This is a genomic window from Pseudomonas sp. GW821-FHT10C09 (genome assembly GCF_059415465.1).
The window spans coordinates 26,888-43,909 of record NZ_JBWKNG010000027.1; the positions used below are offsets into that span (position 1 = coordinate 26,888).

17 protein-coding genes and 1 tRNA gene are annotated in these 17,022 nt (G+C 59.4%); 8 read left to right on the forward strand and 10 right to left on the reverse strand.

Annotated features, from left to right (window positions below; translation table 11 throughout):
* The first annotated feature begins 81 nt into the window (after window positions 1-81).
* Window positions 82-528, forward strand: a complete 447-nt coding sequence (locus AC07N8_RS24545; protein ID WP_483840947.1) for a carboxypeptidase regulatory-like domain-containing protein — start codon at window positions 82-84, stop codon at window positions 526-528.
* Window positions 529-584: 56 nt separating this feature from the next.
* On the opposite strand, the gene AC07N8_RS24550 is transcribed toward AC07N8_RS24545, so the two are convergent.
* The 6 genes from AC07N8_RS24550 to AC07N8_RS24575 all read right to left on the reverse strand — a co-directional run bounded on the left by AC07N8_RS24550 (window position 585) and on the right by AC07N8_RS24575 (window position 5,608).
* Window positions 585-1,046, reverse strand: coding sequence for a DUF4234 domain-containing protein (locus tag AC07N8_RS24550; protein WP_483840948.1), 462 nt, complete (start codon window positions 1,044-1,046; stop codon window positions 585-587).
* 340 nt (window positions 1,047-1,386) lie between these two features.
* Window positions 1,387-1,462: transfer RNA gene (locus AC07N8_RS24555), tRNA-Phe, on the reverse strand.
* Between the two features lie 103 nt (window positions 1,463-1,565).
* Window positions 1,566-1,838: an oxidative damage protection protein gene (locus tag AC07N8_RS24560; protein ID WP_010464608.1), complete on the reverse strand. Its 273-nt coding sequence runs from the start codon at window positions 1,836-1,838 to the stop codon at window positions 1,566-1,568.
* Window positions 1,835-2,902: an A/G-specific adenine glycosylase gene (gene mutY / locus AC07N8_RS24565; RefSeq protein WP_483840949.1), complete on the reverse strand. Its 1,068-nt coding sequence runs from the start codon at window positions 2,900-2,902 to the stop codon at window positions 1,835-1,837. Before mutY ends, AC07N8_RS24560 begins: the two co-directional genes overlap by 4 nt.
* A complete protein-coding gene (locus AC07N8_RS24570; RefSeq protein WP_493146148.1) occupies window positions 2,899-5,124 on the reverse strand; it encodes an AsmA family protein in 2,226 nt (741 codons plus the stop codon). The genes mutY and AC07N8_RS24570 overlap by 4 nt, the downstream gene beginning before the upstream one ends.
* A gap of 79 nt (window positions 5,125-5,203) precedes the next feature.
* The gene (locus tag AC07N8_RS24575) at window positions 5,204-5,608 is read right to left on the reverse strand and encodes an acetyl-CoA sensor PanZ family protein (RefSeq protein ID WP_483840951.1); all 405 of its coding nucleotides are present in this window, start codon (window positions 5,606-5,608) and stop codon (window positions 5,204-5,206) included.
* Window positions 5,609-5,830: 222 nt separating this feature from the next.
* Between AC07N8_RS24575 and AC07N8_RS24580 the strand changes: the two genes are divergently transcribed.
* The 7 genes from AC07N8_RS24580 (at window position 5,831) to AC07N8_RS24610 (ending at window position 11,647) form a co-directional block, all read left to right on the forward strand.
* The gene (locus AC07N8_RS24580; RefSeq protein ID WP_483840952.1) at window positions 5,831-7,495 is read left to right on the forward strand and encodes an OFA family MFS transporter; all 1,665 of its coding nucleotides are present in this window, start codon (window positions 5,831-5,833) and stop codon (window positions 7,493-7,495) included.
* Between the two features lie 269 nt (window positions 7,496-7,764).
* On the forward strand, window positions 7,765-8,358 hold the full coding sequence (gene hisB / locus AC07N8_RS24585; protein ID WP_003218037.1) for an imidazoleglycerol-phosphate dehydratase HisB: 594 nt from the start codon (window positions 7,765-7,767) through the stop codon (window positions 8,356-8,358).
* Entirely contained in the window at window positions 8,358-8,996 is a 639-nt protein-coding gene (gene hisH, locus AC07N8_RS24590) for an imidazole glycerol phosphate synthase subunit HisH (RefSeq protein WP_310266503.1), read from the forward strand. Before hisB ends, hisH begins: the two co-directional genes overlap by 1 nt.
* Window positions 8,997-9,254: a DUF2164 domain-containing protein gene (locus AC07N8_RS24595; RefSeq protein ID WP_050682512.1), complete on the forward strand. Its 258-nt coding sequence runs from the start codon at window positions 8,997-8,999 to the stop codon at window positions 9,252-9,254.
* A 42-nt stretch (window positions 9,255-9,296) separates the two neighbouring features.
* Window positions 9,297-10,034 (forward strand): 1-(5-phosphoribosyl)-5-[(5-phosphoribosylamino)methylideneamino]imidazole-4-carboxamide isomerase, encoded by a 738-nt coding sequence (gene hisA, locus AC07N8_RS24600; protein ID WP_017336056.1) that lies wholly within the window; start codon window positions 9,297-9,299, stop codon window positions 10,032-10,034.
* 9 nt (window positions 10,035-10,043) lie between these two features.
* Window positions 10,044-10,814 carry an imidazole glycerol phosphate synthase subunit HisF gene (gene hisF / locus AC07N8_RS24605; RefSeq protein ID WP_007897430.1) on the forward strand — a complete coding sequence of 257 codons (771 nt, stop codon included), beginning with the start codon at window positions 10,044-10,046 and terminating at the stop codon, window positions 10,812-10,814.
* Window positions 10,815-10,891: 77 nt separating this feature from the next.
* On the forward strand, window positions 10,892-11,647 hold the full coding sequence (locus AC07N8_RS24610) for a substrate-binding periplasmic protein (protein WP_483840953.1): 756 nt from the start codon (window positions 10,892-10,894) through the stop codon (window positions 11,645-11,647).
* A gap of 49 nt (window positions 11,648-11,696) precedes the next feature.
* Here the strand turns inward: AC07N8_RS24610 and AC07N8_RS24615 are convergent, their stop codons facing one another.
* The 4 genes from AC07N8_RS24615 to gpmI all read right to left on the reverse strand — a co-directional run bounded on the left by AC07N8_RS24615 (window position 11,697) and on the right by gpmI (window position 16,896).
* Window positions 11,697-12,473 (reverse strand): divergent polysaccharide deacetylase family protein, encoded by a 777-nt coding sequence (locus AC07N8_RS24615; protein WP_493146144.1) that lies wholly within the window; start codon window positions 12,471-12,473, stop codon window positions 11,697-11,699.
* 1 nt (window position 12,474) lies between these two features.
* A complete protein-coding gene (locus AC07N8_RS24620; RefSeq protein WP_483840955.1) occupies window positions 12,475-13,794 on the reverse strand; it encodes a S41 family peptidase in 1,320 nt (439 codons plus the stop codon).
* A 32-nt stretch (window positions 13,795-13,826) separates the two neighbouring features.
* Window positions 13,827-15,125 (reverse strand): murein hydrolase activator EnvC family protein, encoded by a 1,299-nt coding sequence (locus AC07N8_RS24625; protein WP_493146142.1) that lies wholly within the window; start codon window positions 15,123-15,125, stop codon window positions 13,827-13,829.
* A 241-nt stretch (window positions 15,126-15,366) separates the two neighbouring features.
* Window positions 15,367-16,896 (reverse strand): 2,3-bisphosphoglycerate-independent phosphoglycerate mutase, encoded by a 1,530-nt coding sequence (gene gpmI, locus AC07N8_RS24630; protein ID WP_483840957.1) that lies wholly within the window; start codon window positions 16,894-16,896, stop codon window positions 15,367-15,369.
* Between the last annotated feature and the right edge of the window lie 126 nt (window positions 16,897-17,022).

Consider the following 17,022-nt stretch of genomic DNA (forward strand, 5'->3'; position numbering starts at 1 on the left):
TCAATCTAAAACCGGAACGGCGTTTGGGAAATCAAAACTCAAGGGGATGAGAGGGTTCTGAGGAGCCCGGGAGTCGTCATCATGAAACACGTCCATGCATTCATGTTGTCCCTTGTTGCTGTCGGTGTCCTGGCGTTTCCAGCGATGTTGAATGGCGCCAGTCTCGACCCGGTCGATGCTACTGGCGTGCAAGTTCAGCGGCAGGAACAAAACGGGATTTCTTACCTCTCCGGTGGTATCGGCGAGGATGAGGCCAAAGCCATCCAGCAAACGACTGGCTACAACCTGCACATGACCTTCTCGGTCGGTCCGCAAGACGAATACATTCCGGACGTGCAGTTGCTGGTCCAGAACGCTAAAGGGCCGGTGCTGACGCTGAGTCAGGCGGGTCCTCTGGTTTACATCCAATTACCTGCCGGCAAGTACACGGTCGTGGCAACGCGCAACGGTGAAGCGAAACGTGACACGACGGATATAGGCAGTGCTGGCGCGAGGAATCTGGTGTTCCACTGGAACAGTAGTGAATAAGGAAGGCTACAGATCAGACGGGCGGCCACTGGGGGCTGCCCGTCCATTACCCTGAATCAGGCTTGTGTCGTCGAGCCACGCAGGATCAGTTGCTTGCGTTGCTCTTCAGGCAGGTCGTTGATGCAGTAGTTGATGTAGAAAACGTTCAGGAAGAACGTGTAGAACGCGTTCATCCGCAGATCGATTTTGTGTTCGCTGAGGGCATATTCCGACAAGGCATTCTTGGCTTTGAACGCCCAGACGATGTACAGCGCGTTGGAGGCAATGATCAGAATGCCGGACAGCGCATCGAACAGTACCTCACCCGAATTGGACAAAGCGCCGCTCCAGCCAAGGCAGACGGCCAGCCAGATGATGTAGGTGTTGTCGACCAGTTTGATTTTGGTGGTTTCGCTGATTTTCTGATTGGTTCTGACCAGCCAAAGCAACAGGTACAGCCCAACGGTTGCGGCCGACAGCAAAACCATATTCAAGGTTTTAGTGTTGATCTTGTCTTTGAGTTCATTGATGTCAGACATAACTGTTCCATGTTCAGGATTTCGAGAGGAGGACGTGCTTGCAAGACTGGCTACATATGTCCAGCAGGGGAGGGCAGTGTTTTGCGGGGAGGGGGTGAAAAGCACGCACTCCATGCGCTGTCTCGATCCTGTATCGACTGATTCGGATGCGGGGGCATCGGGATCAATGTAGGTCGTCTTCCATGTAACGGAAAAAATAATAGCACGGAGCCATCATCGAGCCAGAGCAATAAAGGTGGATTTGTTTTTCAGGGGGGGATGCACTGCAGGTTTCAGAGGCGGTTATCAAATCGCAGGCATAAAAAAACCCTGAATCTTGCGATTCAGGGTTTTCGGTATTTGGTGCCCAGAGACGGAATCGAACCGCCGACACGGGGATTTTCAATCCCCTGCTCTACCGACTGAGCTATCTGGGCAACGGGGCGCATTAAACTGGTTTTTCAGGGGGTCGTCAAGAAAGTTTTCAAAAAAAATTTAATTATTACCGTCGCTTACGATCCGACCCCCGAGAAATCGGGATTATTCAGCCGGCGGCACGTAGCCGTCAGCCTTGGCGTATTCCTCGCCGGAGAAGTACTTGTCCATCTCGCCCTGAAGATATTTGCGGTCTTCGGCGTTCATCATGTTCAGGCGCTTTTCGTTGATCAGCAGGGTCTGGTGCTTTTGCCAGTCGGCCCAGGCCTTGGCCGAGACGTGGTCAAAAATGTCCTGGCCTTTGGCGCCCGGGAAGGGAGCGCGTTCGAGGGCGGGCAATTCTTCTTTGTACTTGCGGCACATGATGGTGCGGGTCATGACGACTCTCCTGCGTTCAATACGGCGGCCGCGCGTTCGAGCAAGGTTTTGACCGGGGCGGCAAGGCCCAGGCGCGGCGGGGTGGCGAGGTTATACCAGAGCCAGTCGGCCTCGGCCACGTGATGGCCGGCCTCCTGGACATGGACCAGCCAGGGTTCGATGGACAATTGGAAATGGCTGAACGTATGCACAAGGCTTGGCAGTGCCTGTTGGCTGCCCAGTTCCAGTGAGTGCTGCGCGGCCAGATGTTGCAGGTCGTCGAGGTCATCGAGCTCCGGCAAACTCCACAGACCGCCCCACAGGCCCGTGGAAGGCCGGCGGTAAAGCAGAATCGCGCCTTCACCGTTGGCGAGCATCGGCATCAGCGTGCGCTTCTGTGGCACGGTTTTACGCGGTTTGGGGATGGGGTAGCGGGTTTCGAGGCCGAGCATGTGCGCTTCGCAGCCCTTTTCCAGCGGGCAGAGCAGGCAACTCGGCTTGCTGCGCGTACACAGCGTGGCGCCCAGATCCATCATCGCCTGGGTGTAGGCGTTGACCCGATCATGCGGCGTAAAGCGCTCAGCGTTCGCCCACAGCTGTTTGGCGACCTTTGGCTCCCCCGGATAACCCTCTTGCGCAGTAAAGCGCGCCAGGACGCGTTTGACGTTGCCATCGAGGATCGGTGCCCGCAGGCCCATGCTCAGGCTGGCGATGGCGCCGGCCGTGGACAGGCCGATGCCCGGCAGTTCAACCAGTTTTTCAACATCGCGAGGAAATTCGCCGCCGTATTCAGCGACGACAATTTTTGCGGTCTTCTGCAGATTGCGTGCGCGGGTGTAATAACCGAGGCCGGTCCACAGGTGCAGCACTTCGTCTTCCGGCGCAGCGGCCAGGGCTTCGACCGTTGGCAACGAAGCCATGAAGCGGTCGAAGTAATTCAACACGGTGCTGACCTGGGTTTGCTGCAACATGATTTCCGAGACCCACACCCGATACGGCGTGATGCCCTGTTGCCAAGGCAAATCGTGGCGGCCGTGGCGGTCGTACCAATCCAGCACCGCCGTTGAAAACTGCTCGGATCTCATCGCTTGAACAGCCCCTTCAATGCGTTTTTCAATTCAGGACTGACCTTGTCGCCCAGCTTCTCGTCGATTTTTTCGCTGATCTTGTCGCCGGCCATTTTGCTCGCGACCTGACCCATGCGTTCGTTATCCAGACGGCAGGCCTTGGCGCCGAGCTCCAGCGGACCCCGGCAACGCAGCGGCCACTCGACACCGACAAACTTGTCGCCGACCTGGCAGGCCGGGTCCGGCATGGCGCTGGTGTCGCCTTCGACGATGATGCCGACGCGGTAATCCATGCCCAGCACGCGCAGGTCGACGTCACCGTCGCCATTCACGGTCATGCCCGGAATGCGCACTTTCAGGTCCGGGTTGCTGGCCACGCCGTTACGGAAGGTCAGGTTGCCCTTGAGTTCCTGGAACGGTGTGTCCTTGCCCCGCGGCTCGCCGCTGAGGGTTTTGCGGTTCAGGGTGGCGATGCCTTTGCACAGCTGTTGTTCAAGGTTGGCATTGAGCAGCACGCCGTTGTTGATGACGAAACTGGCGGTACCGTTGAGGCTGTCGATCAGCGCTTTCTGGCTGTTGCCGCTGCCGGTCAGCGCACTGTTGAGTGTCACCAGGCCTTTGACCGGTGGATTCTTGCCTTGGCTTTCGAGGATTTTTTCCACCGGCACTTTGCTGATGCGCGTCTGCATGTTCAGTGCAGGAACCTCCTGGCGCACATCGAGGGTGCCCTTGGCTTCGAAGTTGCCCTCGTACAGGTCGCCGCGCAGGTTCTCCAGGGTCAGCAGGCCGCCCTGGCCGCTGGCCTTGAGCGCTGCGTTGTTGATCGGCAGCTTGTCGAGGGTCAACTGGCCAAAGGTCAGGTCGGCGTCCACGTCGAGTTTGCTCAAGCGCTCGATCGGCAACAGGCGTTCGGTGCTCCACGCTGTCTTGGTCGGCGACTCCGGCAGCGGTGTGCTACCCGCGCCGGCCATGGCGTCGGCCTCGGTGCTGGCGACTTCGGCCTGACGCACTTGTGTCGCACTGTTGGCTTCGGCGGATTTCGGTGGCAGATAACGATCGACGTTGAACGTGTCAGCCTTGAGGGCTGCGCGTAGCGATTGCTTGGCAAAGTCTTCGACAGCGATGCGGCCGCTGAAGGTGCTGCCGTCGATTTTCAGGTTGATGTTGTCGAACGACACGCTGGTCGGTGTGCCGGCCACACGGCTGGCCAGTTCGACGTTGCTCAGGCTGCCTTCGGCCATCGCCGGCAATTTCTGGCCGATGCTGTCGACAAATTTCGCCAGGTCGAACTGGGCAATCGAAATGCCGCCACTGATCTGCGGAGTCTTGTCGAGGTCGTTGACCTTGAGTTCACCCAGTGCACGCAGTTGGTTGGCGGAAATCTTGATGCCAGTCCATTCGGCGACGTTCGCCGCTTTATCCAGCAGCAATTGCCCTTGAGCGGCGAAGGTCATGGTCTTGCCCTGCAGCGGATCACCCGCGACTTCGCCGGACAGTTTCATGTCTTCAAACTTGTAGCGCTGCAAGGCGCGTTCGAAACGCAGCTCGCCATTGAGCTCGGTGCGCACCCGCAGGACCGGTTGATTGGTGCCGAGGAACGCGGTGAGTTTGACGGGAATATTAGTCGAGTCGTGGACCGGGCCGGTGCTGAGCTGAATGCTCTCGGCGCTGAACTGCTTGCCCGTCTGCTCGTCGTTGTACTCAACGCGGGCGTTATTGACGGTCAGGCTGTCGATGTCCAGGCGAGCGGGCTGAGGCGGCTTTTCCACTTGAACGGTGGCTTCTGGTGCGGGTTCGCCAGGCGTCGCCGGAGTCGTGGCCGAAGTGGCTGGCGCCGGGACCTTGCCGACGTCCTGCCAGTTGCCATGGCCGTCCTTGTCGCGGGTCAGGCGCAGGTTCAGGCCTTCGACGCGGACATCGCTCATTTGCACTTCGCGGCGCAGCAGCGGCAACACGCGCACTGACAGGCCAAGCATCTGCAAGTCGGCGAACGGCTCGGTCGGCTTGACCAGGGTCGCGACACTGGCGTCGTGCAACTCCAGGCCCAGCCACGGGAACAGGCTCCAGCCGATGTCGCCATTGAGCGTCAGCTCGATGTGGGCCTTGTCGCGGGCAATCTGGCGAATCTCGTCTTTATAGTCGTTGGGATCGAAGAGGTGGGTCAGGGCAAAGCCCAGCGCCACAATGATCAGCAACAGCCCGAGAAGCACCAGACCCAGGATTTTGCCGAACGCTTTCATGGGCGAGTCCTTGTAGTTTGTCGAATTCGAAATTTAGCCGGGGAGTATAGCGCTCCAAAGCGGACGACCGGTCAGGCGATCACGCGGGCAGTACATCCAGCGGCAGTTTCAGCTTGGCTGCCAGGGCCTGAGCTTCAAGATGCCCGGCGGGAGCCAGCAGGCGCAGGGTGGCACCGGATTCAGAGGCCATTTTCTGCGCTTCGTTCACCAGACGCTCGGCGACGCCACGGCGCCGGGTAATTTTTCGTACGCAAAGTTGGGACAAGTGCCAAACGTCCGGGTGCCGTTGCAAACGCGCGGCGCCCAGCAGCCGATCATTGAAGCGTCCGGCGATCAGCGAACCGTCCCGCAAACAGCTTTCGATCAGCTGTACATCCCCGGAAAACGGGGCGTACAGCCAGTCTGGAGCGTCGCGGTAAATTTTTTGCAGATCCTGCTGATCCTGATAAGTGACCTCGTTCAGCGGTTCGACAATGATCGGCATGGCGTCTCCTAAAAGAGGTACGAGAACAGATGACTTACAAAAGGTGATATCAGTTTGGTTTTTCTGTCACGTGCAAATGGTAACCTTTGCCCGTTCGTCCGTCCCGCTGCGACCAGATGTCGCACAAAAAGGTACTTCACCCAACAAAACGGTCATGCGTGCGCATAAAGGTCGGGGGTGAGGAGTGGCTGGCGAACCCTACTAATAATTGGGGGATACACAATGACTACGAGCATCACGGCGGACGGCCTCAACGCCGGCCAGCCTGCGTTCCTGTCCAAGGAACGGATCATCGCCAAGCCCGGTTTCAACCGTTGGCTGGTACCACCGGCTGCGTTGGCCATCCACCTTTGCATCGGCATGGCCTACGGCTTTTCGGTGTTCTGGTTGCCACTGTCCAAAGCCTTGGGCGTGACCAAGCCGGTGGCTTGTGCGCCGGACATGAGCTTCATCTCGCAGGTTTTCTCCTCGCAATGCGACTGGCCGATCTCGATGCTCGGCTGGATCTACACCCTGTTCTTCATCTTCCTCGGCTGCTCGGCAGCGATCTGGGGCGGCTGGCTGGAACACGCCGGGCCGCGCAAGGCTGGTGTTGTATCGGCGCTGTGCTGGTGCGGTGGTCTGCTGATTTCGGCGCTGGGGATCTATACCCACCAGATTTGGCTGATGTGGGTCGGCTCCGGGGTCATTGGCGGTATCGGCCTTGGGTTGGGCTATATCTCGCCGGTTTCGACGCTGATCAAATGGTTCCCGGACAAGCGCGGCATGGCGACCGGCATGGCGATCATGGGTTTCGGTGGTGGCGCGATGGTCGGTGCTCCGCTGGCCGCAGCCCTTATGGGCCATTTCGCTTCGGCAGAAAGCGTGGGCGTATGGCAGAGCTTCCTGGTGATGGCCGCGATCTACTTCGTGTTCATGATCGGTGGCGCACTGTCCTACCGCGTTCCGCCAACTGGCTGGAAGCCTGAGGGCTGGACCGCTCCGGCGAAAAAAGCCTCGAATGCGATGATCACTCACCGTCACGTTCACGTGAATGTGGCGTGGAAAACTCCGCAGTTCCGTCTGGTGTGGCTGGTGCTGTGCCTGAATGTGTCCGCCGGTATCGGCATTCTCGGCATGGCGTCGCCGCTGTTGCAGGAAGTGTTCGGCGGCAAATTGATCGGCGTGGACCTGCCATTCGGTCAACTGGACGCCGGGCAACTGGCTTCGATTGCGGCGATTGCTGCCGGCTTCACCGGTTTGCTGAGCCTGTTTAACATCGGTGGCCGGTTCTTCTGGGCCTCGTTCTCGGACTACCTGGGTCGCAAAAACACCTATTTCGTATTCTTCGCCCTGGGCTTTGCCCTGTATGGACTGATTCCAAACCTTGGTCATCTGGGCAGCGTTGCGCTGTTCGTGGCGGCGTTCTGCATCATCCTGTCGATGTACGGCGGTGGTTTTGCGACGGTCCCGGCGTATCTGGCGGACCTGTTCGGTACGCAAATGGTCGGCGCGATCCACGGTCGTCTGTTGACGGCATGGGCAGCGGCGGGCGTGTTGGGTCCGGTGTTGGTGAACTACCTGCGTGAGTATCAGCTGAGCATCGGCGTTGAACGCGCCGCCGCTTATGACATCACCTTGTACATCCTCGCCGGCCTGCTGGTGCTGGGTTTCCTGTGCAACCTGCTGGTGCGTCCAGTGGCTGACAAGTACTTCATGACCGACGCTGAACTGGCTGCCGAACAGGCGCTGGGCCACGACAAAGGTGCTGACAGCAGCACCGTGCTGGAGTGGAAAGCTGCGCCGGGCACCAAGCCGTTGGCGGTGGCTGCATGGCTGGTGGTGGGTATTCCGTTGGCGTGGGGTGTTTGGGTGACTCTGCAAAAGACCGCAGTGTTGTTCCACTAAGTTAAGTAAACGCATCACCCCTTGTGGGAGCGAGCCTGCTCGCGAATGCGGTCTGACAGTCGACAGAGATGTTGAATGTGACGGCCACTTCGCGAGCAGGCTCGCTCCCACATTTGTTTTGTGGTGTGTGCAAATGGCTTGTATGGACATGTCTATCCCCGACAACACGGGGTTCTGTCCGTCAGCGATATCACCTCTCGTGTTTCTGTTTCGGCGTCGCGTGCCTATAATGGCTGCCTTTTTCGCCCAATGATTTTGCGGAGCTGGTGATGGCCGAACGTAAGGCGTCAGTCGAGCGCGACACTCTGGAAACCCAGATCAAAGCCTCGATCAACCTGGATGGCACCGGAAAGGCCCGATTTGATATCGGTGTTCCTTTTCTTGAGCACATGCTGGACCAGATCGCCCGTCACGGGCTGATCGACCTGGATATTGTCAGCAAGGGCGACCTGCATATCGACGACCACCACACAGTGGAAGACGTCGGTATCACCCTGGGTCAGGCCTTCGCCAAAGCCATCGGCGACAAGAAAGGCATCCGTCGCTACGGCCACGCCTACGTGCCGCTCGATGAAGCGCTGTCGCGCGTGGTGATCGACTTCTCCGGCCGCCCAGGCCTGCAGATGCATGTGCCGTATACCCGCGCTACCGTCGGTGGTTTCGACGTTGACCTGTTCCAGGAATTCTTCCAGGGCTTCGTCAACCACGCGCTGGTCAGCCTGCACATCGACAACCTGCGTGGCACCAACACCCACCACCAGATCGAAACCGTGTTCAAGGCTTTCGGCCGCGCCCTGCGCATGGCCGTTGAGCTCGATGACCGCATGGCCGGTCAGATGCCGTCGACCAAAGGCGTTCTGTAATGCAGACGGTCGCGGTTATCGATTACGGCATGGGCAACCTGCACTCGGTGGCCAAGGCCCTCGAGCACGTCGGTGCCGGCAAGGTCCTGATCACCAGCGATGCCGACGTGATACGCGAAGCCGACCGGGTGGTGTTTCCCGGCGTCGGCGCGATTCGCGATTGCATGGCGGAGATCCGTCGCCTGGGCTTCGATTCGCTTGTGCGTGAAGTCAGCCAGGACCGCCCGTTCCTCGGCATCTGCGTGGGCATGCAAGCCTTGCTCGACAGCAGTGAAGAGAACGACGGTGTCGACTGCATCGGCCTGTTCCCCGGCGCGGTGAAGTTCTTCGGCAAAGACCTGCATGAAGACGGCGAACACTTGAAAGTCCCGCACATGGGCTGGAACGAAGTGAAGCAGACGGTCACGCATCCGCTGTGGCACAACATTCCGGACCTGGCGCGTTTCTACTTCGTGCACAGCTACTACATCGCTGCCGGCAATGCGCGGCAGGTGGTGGGCGGCGGTCACTACGGTGTCGATTTCGCCGCGGCGCTGGCCGATGGCTCGCGTTTCGCCGTGCAGTTCCACCCGGAGAAGAGCCATACCCACGGCCTGCAATTACTGCAGAACTTCGCCGCGTGGGATGGTCGCTGGTAAATGGCCGTCAAGAAGAAGCCACCGATCCTGACCCTCACTCCTGAACAGGAGAACGAGGCCAACCAGAAGATCAAACGCTTCATGGAGGATCGCTTCGAACTGGACCTGGGTTCGTTCGAAGCGGCCGAAATCCTTGAGCTGTTTACCCGTGAAATTGCTCCGCACTATTACAACAGGGCGATTTTCGATGTGCAGACGCACCTCAAAGAGAGGTTCGAAAGCATCGAAAGCGACTTGTGGGCGCTCGAGAAAAACTGATTTCCGAGCGAAGCTGAATACTCGAATTTGAAGGTTTGCCAGATGCTGATTATTCCCGCTATCGATCTCAAAGACGGTGCCTGTGTTCGTCTGCGCCAGGGCCGCATGGAAGATTCCACAGTGTTCTCCGATGACCCGGTGAGCATGGCTGCCAAGTGGGTGGAGGGCGGTTGCCGTCGTTTGCATCTGGTCGACCTGAACGGCGCTTTCGAAGGCCAGCCAGTCAATGGCGAAGTGGTCACCGCCATCGCCAAGCGCTACCCGAACCTGCCGATCCAGATCGGCGGCGGTATCCGCTCGCTGGAAACCATCGAGCACTACGTCAAGGCCGGCGTGAGCTACGTGATCATCGGCACCAAAGCCGTGAAGGACCCGGCCTTCGTCGCTGAAGCTTGCCGCGCGTTTCCGGGCAAAGTGATTGTCGGCCTGGATGCCAAGGATGGTTTTGTCGCCACCGACGGCTGGGCTGAAATCAGCACCGTTCAGGTGATCGACCTGGCCAAGCAATTCGAAGCCGACGGCGTGTCCGCGATCGTTTATACCGACATCGCCAAAGACGGCATGATGCAGGGCTGCAACGTACCGTTCACCGCCGCGCTGGCCGCTGCCACGCGCATTCCGGTGATCGCTTCCGGTGGTATTCACAACCTCGGTGACATCAAGTCGCTGCTCGACGCCAAGGCGCCAGGCATCATCGGCGCGATCACCGGCCGGGCGATCTACGAAGGCACCCTCGACGTCGCTGAAGCGCAAGCTTTCTGCGATTCGTACAAAGGCTGAGGACTGACCATGGCGCTGGCCAAACGCATCATCCCTTGCCTGGACGTGGATAACGGCCGGGTCGTCAAAGGTGTGAAGTTCGAGAACATTCGCGACGCCGGTGACCCGGTGGAAATCGCCCGTCGTTACGACGAGCAGGGCGCTGACGAGATTACCTTTCTCGACATCACTGCCAGCGTCGACGGTCGCGATACCACGTTGCATACCGTCGAGCGCATGGCCAGCCAGGTGTTCATCCCGCTGACCGTGGGTGGTGGCGTGCGCACCGTGCAGGACATTCGCAACTTGCTGAATGCCGGCGCGGACAAGGTTTCGATCAACACCGCTGCGGTGTTCAATCCGGAATTTGTGGGCGAGGCGGCGCAGCATTTCGGTTCGCAGTGCATCGTGGTTGCCATCGATGCGAAGAAGGTCTCCGGCCCGGGCGAAACCCCGCGCTGGGAAATCTTCACCCATGGCGGCCGCAAGCCTACCGGCCTCGACGCTGTTGAATGGGCGAAGAAAATGGAAGGCCTTGGTGCCGGCGAAATCCTGCTGACCAGCATGGACCAGGACGGCATGAAAAACGGCTTCGACCTGGGCGTGACACGCGCCATCAGCGATGCGCTGGGCATTCCGGTGATCGCCTCTGGCGGCGTCGGCAACCTGCAGCACTTGGCCGACGGCATCCTCGAAGGCCACGCCAGCGCGGTACTCGCGGCGAGTATTTTCCACTTCGGCGAATACACCGTGCAGGAAGCCAAGGCCTACATGGCCCATCGCGGCATCGTGATGCGCTAAACAAACGATACAGGCCAGTGGACATCATGGCGGGCTCAAGGCACTCTTGGGTACGCCATGGATTTCGGTAGCCAGACATGCTCAAACGCCTTCTTCTTGTCCTCGCCAGCGCCTCTCTGTTGTTTATCAGCGGAGCGCGTGCCGCAGAAAGTCCCGACACTGACATGGTGTTGCTGACGGAAAACTTCCCGCCGTACAACATGGCGAAGAACGGCAAAAACTTCGCTCAAGACGAGAACATCAACGGCATCGCCGTGGACATCGTCCGCGAGATGTTCAAACGTGCCGACATCACCTACAGCCTGACGCTACGTTTCCCTTGGGAGCGAATCTACAAACTCGCGTTGGAAAAACCCGGATATGGCGTGTTCGTAATGGCGCGTTTGCCCGACCGCGAGAAGCTCTTCAAGTGGGTTGGCCCGATTGGCCCGGATGACTGGATCATGCTGGCCAAGGCTGACAGCAAGATCAGCCTTGAAACGCTGGATGACGCGCGCAAATACAAGATTGGCGCGTACAAAGGTGATGCGATTGCCGAGACGCTGGGCAAGCAGGGGTTGAATCCGATCGTGGTGCTGCGCGATCAGGACAACGCGAAGAAGCTGGTTAGCGGCCAGATCGACTTGTGGGCCACCGGTGACCCGGCCGGCCGTTACCTGGCGCGACAGGAAGGCGTGAATGGGCTGAAAACCGTGTTGCGCTTCAACAGCGCCGAGTTGTATCTGGCGTTGAACAAAGACGTGCCGGACGAGATGGTCGCCAAGCTTCAGGCCGCGCTGGACCAGCTGCGCAAGGAAGGCAAGGTGGACGAGATCATGGCGCGGTATCTCTAAGTTCAGAGACGGAACCTGAGCGAACACAAAACAAATGTGGTGTGGAGGATTAGCGGTACACCCCATCCTTGCCATGGGCCGCCGTCGCGCGGTTACCCCGCACGCTGATCATTTGCTTGATATCAATCCACTCAATTCCCTGAGCCTTCAGCTTCGGCAACTCGCGCTCCAGCACCGCCAGTGTCTGCGGATAAGGATGCCCGATCATCACCGCCGAACCCTGTTTTCGCGCCAGGCTGATCGCCGTCTGTAGTTGCGTGAAGATGGCCGCCTCGGTGCGTTCGTCATCCAGGAACACATCCCGTGAAACACTCGCCAACCCAATTTTCTGCGCCTCGGCAGCAGCGACGGTTTGCGCGCTGGTACGGCTGTCGACGAAGAATTTGTGGCGTTGCTGCAAGTCCGCCATCAACCAGGCCATGGCCGGTTGCTGTGCGGTCATGCGGCTGCCCATATGGTTGTTGATGCCTGCGGTGTAGGGCACGACCTTGAATGCCGCGTTCAGACGTTTCTCAAGTTCTTCAATGGGCAATTCGGGGTGCCAGGCAAACGGGCCGGTGGCCGGGTCCATGGGCATGTGCAGGATGACGATTTTGCCGGCGCGATGGGCTTCGCGCGCGAACTCGGTGGCGTGGGGTGTGTCAGGCATGATCGCCGTGGTTACCGGGCCGGGCAGGGCGAGCACGCGGCGATCCCGGGGCAGGTTCTGCCCCAAGTCATCGATGATCAGGCTGAGATAAGCTTTTTGAGGGGCCGTGTCGACGGGGGCTGCGTGAGCAACACCCGTCAGGCAGAGCAACAAACCCAGGATAAACCGCTGAAACATCTCAGCGGCCGGACGTGATGCTCAACCCTTTGAGCAGGCTCAAGGCCTGGGCCAACTGGTAATCATCATCCTGCGGCATGGCCTTGGGTTTGCCGCTGGAACTGGTCGGCTTGTCGGCACCGCCGTTGCCATTGCCCAGGTGACCTTGCAGGTCGGCTTCCTTGAAGTACTCGCTGTCCTGCTCGTTGGTGATCTTGGCCTTGCGCACTTCGATGTCCGGAACGATGCCCTGGGCCTGAATCGAGCGGCCGTTCGGCGTGAAGTACAACGCAGTGGTGATCTTCAGTGCGCGGTCGTTGTTCAGCGGCAGCACGGTTTGCACCGAGCCCTTGCCGAAACTGGTGGTGCCCATCAGCACCGCGCGCTTCTGATCCTGCAAGGCACCGGCCACAATCTCGGACGCCGAGGCACTGCCGCCGTTGATCAGCACGACCATTGGCACGGCTTCGCTTTCGTCCTTGCCGGTCGCGGAGAAGCGCAGCTCGGAATTGGCGATACGGCCTTTGGTGTAGACGATCAGGCCCTTCTTGATGAAGTGATCGACCACTTCCACTGCGGACTGCAGCACGCCACCCGGGTTGTTACGCAGGTCGAGGATGATGCCGTTGAGCTTCTTGCCGTTTTCCTTGCGCAGTTTGGCCAGGGCCTGGGAGACCTCTTCGCCGGTCTTGACCTGGAACTGCGTAATGCGGATGTAGCCGTAGCCGGATTCCAGCAGCTGCGACTTCACGCTCTTCACTTGAATGATCGCGCGGGCCAGGGTGACGTCGAACGGCGTACCGCCATCGCGCACCAGGGTCAGGGTGATTTTCTGGCCGATCTTGCCGCGCATCTTGTCCACGGCTTCGGTCATGCTCTGGCCGCGAGTCGGCTGGCCGTTGATCTTGACGATGAAGTCGCCGGCCTGGATGCCTGCCTTGGAGGCGGGTGTGTCATCGATCGGCGAAACCACCTTGATGAAACCGTCTTCGGCGCCGACTTCGATCCCCAGGCCACCGAATTCACCGCTGGTGCTTTCCTGCAGTTCGGCGAAGTCTTCCGGGCCCAGGTAGGCGGAGTGCGGATCGAGGTTGCTGAGCATGCCTTTGATGGCGTTTTCCAGCAGGGTCTTGTCGTCCACTGGTTCGACATAGGCCGCTTTGATCCGGTCCATGACCTCGGCAAAGGTGCGCAATTCTTCCAGCGGCAACGGTGCCTTGGTCGTCGCGGCAGTGCCCGCAGGCGCGACTGCCGGGGCCGGTTGAGCGGCGAACGCCAGAGGCGCGCCGATCACCAGGGCGATCGTCAGGGCCAGCGAGGTAAGGCGGGACAAATGCAGCATGTCTAACGAACTCCTGAAATTAGGTAGCGTGCTTATCCTTGCGCGCGACACCATTGCGCCGGATCACTCGGGTGACCCTGCTGACGAATTGCGAAATACAGTGCTGGTGTGTCCTGCCCGCCGCTGTTACCGACAGTGGAGATGGACTCACCGGCTTTTACCACGTCACCCGCAGACTTGAGCAGCGTCTGGTTGTGACCATAAAGACTCAAAAAACCGTTGCCGTGGTCGAGAATCACCAGCAGCCCGGCGCCACGCAACCAGTCGGCAAACACTACACGACCGCCATGCACGGCATGCACCTGGCTGCCGGCGGAAGCGCTGATCATCACGCCGTCCCATTTGGTGCGGGCATCGTCGCCACGGGATTCGCCGAAGCGTGCCAACAGTCGACCATCAACCGGCCAGGGAAGTTTTCCCCGAGTTGACGCGAAAGGGCCGCCAAAGGTCTCGCCTGAACTTGAAACCAGTGCGCCGGGTGTCGATTTAACCGGTTTGCGTGGGGCGTCGGTGGTCTCTGCGTCTGCAGCCGCCTGGGCCTTACGTAAACGCTTTTTTTCGGCTTCCTGCTGGGCGATCAGCGCTTTTTGCCGCGCTTCTTCTGCCTCACGGGCCTGGCGAGCCAAGGTTTCTTCAATGGTTTTAAGGACTTTAGACAGGTCTGCCTGATCTTGCTCGCGGGATGCCAGTTTCTGGTCGCGGGCCTTTACGTCGTCGCTGAGCTTGGCCAGGACTTGCTGGCGTTCCTTGCGGACTTTGTCGAGTTCATCACGCTGAGTGTCGAGGCTGCTCTTCTGCACCAGTAACTGCGCCTGTTGGGCGTCGATGTCTTTTTCGACATTGGTCAATTGGCGCAGGGTTTCGTTGAAATTCTTCAGCTGCTCCAGGCGGGCCTGGCTCAGGTAGTCGTAGTAGGTGAGGGTGCGGGCGAATTTTTCCGGGTTCTGCTGGTTCAGCAGCAGCTTCAGGTACTCCTGACGGCCGTTCTGATAGGCCGCTCGGGCCTGAATGGCGATCAGTCGTTGCTGTTCAGTGCGCGCGCTCTGGAGTTTTTTTTTCTCTGCATCGAGTCGCTGCAGCTCGGATTCGCTTTTCTTCAGCTCTTTTTGCAGGGCATCGACCTGCTTCTCGAGCTTGCCCATTTCCGTCTCGGTGCCTTTGAGCTCTTTCTGCACACCGGATTTTTCTTCCTGGAGCTTGCCCAGCAGTTTTTTCAGCTCGGCAATGTCCTGACGCGTGGCGTCCAACTGTTGTTGGGTTTGCTCGCGCTCGTCAGCAAAAGCCGGTTGGAGCAGGCAAGTCAGTGCAAGGGCTATCAGGACGCGGAGCATAGAGGCGGGCGACACCAGGGAAAGGGACGGCCTAGTATGCCCGCCAAGCGTGGCAAAAAAAATGCCCAATTGGGGCTGTGTGATAACTGGAGCAACGTTGCCCCTGAAAACACCCAAAAACCACTGTGGGAGCGAGCCTGCTCGCGAATACGGTGCATCAGGCAACGTTGATGTTGACTGACATTGCGCATTCGCGAGCAGGCTCGCTCCCACAGGGTATAGCTGCGCCTGATAGGCCGGGTTACACCAGAATCGATGTCCCGGTCATTTCCGCCGGTTTTTCCAGGCCCATCAGCATCAGCATGGTCGGTGCCACATCCGCCAGCACGCCGCCTTCACGGACCTTGAGGTCACGCTTGCCGACATAGATGAACGGCACTGGCTCGGTGGTATGCGCGGTGTGCGCCTGGCCGGTGGATTCATCAGCCATCTGCTCGACGTTGCCGTGGTCGGCAGTGATCAACGCTTCGCCACCGACCTTTTCCAGGGCTTCGACGATGCGGCCGACGCACAGGTCCAGGCATTCAACGGCTTTCACCGCGGCATCAAACACGCCGCTGTGACCCACCATGTCGCCGTTGGCGTAGTTGACCACGATCACGTCGTAACGCTGGTTGTCGATGGCATCGACGATGCGATCGGTGACTTCCGGGGCGCTCATCTCAGGCTGCAAGTCATAGGTGGCGACTTTTGGCGAAGGGATCAGGATGCGTTCTTCGCCCGGGAACGGTTCTTCACGACCGCCGGAGAAGAAGAAGGTCACGTGCGCGTATTTCTCGGTTTCGGCGATGCGCAGTTGCGTCTTGCCGTTTTTCGCCAAGTAGTCGCCCAGTACGTTTTCCAGGCTGCCGGCGGCGAAGGCCGATGGCGCAGGAATGCTCGCGGCGTATTGGGTCAGCATGACGAAACCGGCCAGTTTCGGCTGACGGCTGCGTTCAAATTCCTTGAAACCGTCTTCGACGAACACGCGAGTCAGCTCACGGGCGCGGTCGGCGCGGAAGTTCATGAACACCACGGCATCGCCGTCTTCGACCTTGACCGGCTCGCCGATGGAGGTGGCTTTGACGAATTCGTCGCTCTCGCCACGGGCGTAAGCGGCTTCCAGACCTTCCTGGGCGGTGGCAGCGTTGAACTCGCCGTTGCCGTCGACAATCAGGTTATAGGCCTGGGACACGCGGTCCCAACGGTTGTCGCGGTCCATGGCGAAGTAACGGCCGATGATGCTGGCAATCCGGCCTTTGCCCAGCGCCTGGAAGGTCGCGTCGAGCAGTTCGATGGACGACTGGGCGCTTTTCGGCGGGGTGTCGCGGCCATCGAGGAAGGCGTGCAGGTAGATTTTTTCAGCGCCGCGCTTGTAGGCCAGTTCCGCCATGGCGATCAGGTGGTCCTGGTGGCTGTGAACGCCGCCATCGGACAGCAGGCCCATGAAATGCACGGCTTTGCCGGCGGCAACGGCTTTATCCACCGCGGCGCAGATTGTCGGATTCTCGAAGAACTCACCGTCGCGGATCGATTTGGTCACGCGGGTGAAGTCCTGATACACCACGCGGCCGGCGCCGAGGTTCATGTGGCCGACTTCAGAGTTGCCCATCTGACCGTCCGGCAGGCCAACGTCCATGCCGCTGCCGGAGATCAGGCCGTTCGGCACTGTGGCCCACAAACGGTCCAGCACGGGCTTCTTCGCGGCAAAGATGGCATTGGATTCAGGGCTCTCACTGTGACCGAAGCCATCGAGAATAATCAGGACCAAAGGTTTAGGCGTGGTAGTCATGGATTCCACTCGTGGCTGAGTTAAAAGAGGGCAATGAAAAAAGGGAGTCGCAGTTTAAAGCGAAGTTCCGGCCACGTCACCGCCGGACGGGGTTTGGCCCACCATAGTGGCTGTGTATACTGGCCG